The following is a 3,028-nucleotide window of genomic DNA, read 5'->3' on the forward strand; positions in this document are numbered from 1 at the left end:
CAAAACAACACGATCAAAAATGAAGCTGTTCAAACTATGTCCAGTCGTGAGATAGCAGAATTATGTGGTAAAAGACATGATCATGTTATGCGTGATATTCGTAAAGTATTTAACGAACTTAAAATTGATCTGAGTAATTTTGCTGGATTATATAAAGATTCACAAGGTAAAAACCGTCCTTGTTACCATCTACCAAAACGTGAAGCTCTTATTGTTATTTTAGGTTACAACACTGTATTACGCGCAAAAATTATAGATTATTGGAAAAAATTAGAAGAATAAGCAGCTAATCCTCAAATCGATTTTTCGAACCCTGAAGCAATGACAGCTATCATCATGCATCTCAAAAATAAAATTAAACAGACTGCATAGGAGCGCATCATGAATAACACCCTCATAGAGATTAAAGAACAAACCATTGATAAGGAAACTGTTCAAACAGTTAATGCACGTGATCTACACGCATTTTTAGAAGCAAAACGTGACTTTTCCAATTGGATTAAAGACCGTATTAGCAAATACAATTTTATAGAAGGACAAGACTTTATAAAAACACAAGATTTGCGCTCGCCAAATTTGGCGAACGCAAAATCTAGGGCTGTTATCGCGATTAACTACTATCTCACACTTGATAGAGCAAAAGAACTTTCTATGCTTGAAAACAATAAGAAAGGTAGAGAAGCCCGTTTATATTTTATCGAATGCGAAAAGCGCGCAAAACAGGTAGCAGCCCCACAAATCGACTATTCAAGTCCCAAAGCTATGATTGGTTTTTTGAATTACCTCCAAGGGCAAATAGATCAAAAAGACAGCATTATTGAAGATTTAACACCAAAAGCCATGGCACTTGAAAGTTTACAGCGCCATGATGGGCTCTTTGGTCTTACTGAAGCGGCTAAAATACTCGAGATGCAACCAAAACAATTCATTCAGTTTTTACAGCAAAAAGGTTGGGTTTATAGACGTGCAGCAGGTGGAAATTTACTCCCTTATCAAGACAAAATCCAAAAGCAACTGATGGATTGTCCAACGATCACACTTCAAACCGCTAGTGGACTAGAAAAAGTCATTCCTTGCGCAAAAATTACCATAAAAGGCATGGGGCTGCTGTCTCAAGAGCTTAAAAGACAAAGCATGCATTAAGAGGAGGTTTTCATGATAAAAAAGAAATATAAACTCACTGATGAAATGGATACTGTTTATTGGCGTCAAATTTTTAATTTTTTAATTGACAATATACTATCAGTATATATATGCTCGAATCAGGTGCTTGAAAAACACTTAAAATGCATAGCGGATGAATTGCCGAAACAGTTTATTTTCCGCACATTAAAGGCTTTGACTCATTCTATGTTACACGCATATAATGGCTTTGTCGGGTGTAGTTACGCTATACAATACCCTTTATGGGGAAAGCGTAACGACGGACTATGCACCGTGTTTTTCAGCACCCGGCATTCTTTATTGAGTGTCAATGAAAAACATCTAAATGCATAGGAGTTCATAATGAACACTCTCATTAAAATTACAGAACAAATCATTGATCAGGAAATTATTCAAACCGTTAATGCACGTGAATTGCATACATTTTTGGAAATAGGTCGCGACTTCACGACATGGATTAAAAATCGCATAAAAACATATAAATTTGTTCACACAAAAGACTACATTTTAACGTTCCCCAAAACGGGGGAGCGTCAAAATGTAAGCATGACAGAGTACTACCTTACATTAGACATGGCGAAAGAGCTCTCAATGGTTGAACGTAATGAAAAAGGTAGGCAGGCTCGTCGTTACTTTATTGAGTGTGAGAAAAAGTTAAAAAGTCAATCTACTGATTATGAAGATACACGTTTTGATTTACCAAGCTATTGGGAGGGTATGAATGCTGGTGAAAAAGCTTTGTATCTTTTAGGTCCTATCCATGTGCGTCTTGTTGATGCTTTTAGAGTAGATGAAGAGAACAGAAAATATAAAGCGTTAATTAAAGAAGCAAAACAGGTCTTAGCAAGATCTGTCGTTAAAGCGGCTTAAGTAAAAATTGATTCACCTCCTCGTTTTACAAGCGGGGAGGGAAAATATCACGCAGTCTCTAAATACAGGCTTCTAACAACCAACCGACTTTCAACACATGCGTGATTCACGCCACGGGTGAATTGCGCTTTAAATGGAGGAAATCAAGATGAATGAAATAAGTACTACACAAACGGAATTAGTGGAAAAAACAAACGCTTGTGAAACCAACTCTACAGCTATGGAGCTTATTTTAGAAAGAGCTTTACAAAGTGATGTTGATCTGGATCGTCTCAAGAGCCTTCTTGAATTGCGAGATAAGGAGATAAAACGTCAAGAGCGCCAAAATTTTGTCCGTGATCTTTCCGCTATGCAAATGGAATATCAAAAAATACAAAAAAACGCTACAAACACCCATACAAATAGCCAATATGCGAAGCTTGATCAGTACATTGATGCTGTAAAGGATACCCTTTCAAAACATCATTTTGCTTTGTTCTCTCGTATCAAAGAACAGAGTTCAAATGGCATAACCGTGGAAATGACTTTAAAGCATATATCTGGCAACGAAATATCAACACAAGGAACATTTCCCTTTGACGCTACCGGGAGCAAAAACAACATACAAGCGGTTGGCTCTACTATTACCTACGCACGCAGATATCTGTTAGGCATGCTTCTTAATGTCGCAAGCAAAGACAGACGATACAGATGGAAACCCGCCTATTAAAAAGGCATTTCCGCAGCAAATCAATGAAATCAGAAGACTCATAGTGCAAACCCAATCAGAAAAAGCAAAGGTACTTGATTATGTTAAAGTCAAAAATCTTACCGATATGTCTGAGGGACAAGCTCAAATCGTTTTGCATCTTTTGAAGGATAAACAAAACAAACAAAAGGCTCTAAAAGAACAATCTCTTCCACAACAAGAGCAAACAAACGCCTCTATACAAGATGCCGAATATATTCATATCCAAGATATTGAATATGCACCAACTCAACAAGAAAAACAGAT

At 36.9% G+C, this 3,028-nt stretch carries 3 protein-coding genes and 1 pseudogene; all 4 read left to right on the top strand.

Annotation, left to right across the window (positions count from 1 at the left end; translation table 11 throughout):
* Window positions 1–282 (top strand): Rha family transcriptional regulator (locus BN200_RS04545; protein WP_019221334.1); only part of this gene is annotated, 282 nt, incomplete at its 5' end.
* 99 nt (window positions 283–381) lie between these two features.
* Window positions 382–1,143, top strand: coding sequence for an antA/AntB antirepressor family protein (locus BN200_RS04550; RefSeq protein WP_019221335.1), 762 nt, complete (start codon window positions 382–384; stop codon window positions 1,141–1,143).
* Window positions 1,144–1,506: 363 nt separating this feature from the next.
* Window positions 1,507–2,034 carry an antA/AntB antirepressor family protein gene (locus tag BN200_RS04560; protein ID WP_019221336.1) on the top strand — a complete coding sequence of 176 codons (528 nt, stop codon included), beginning with the start codon at window positions 1,507–1,509 and terminating at the stop codon, window positions 2,032–2,034.
* Between the two features lie 148 nt (window positions 2,035–2,182).
* Window positions 2,183–3,028 (top strand): annotated as a pseudogene (locus BN200_RS04565) (ERF family protein); the annotation flags it as partial.

The sequence above is a fragment of the Bartonella senegalensis OS02 genome, from assembly GCF_000312545.1.
GTDB lineage: Bacteria > Pseudomonadota > Alphaproteobacteria > Rhizobiales > Rhizobiaceae > Bartonella > Bartonella senegalensis.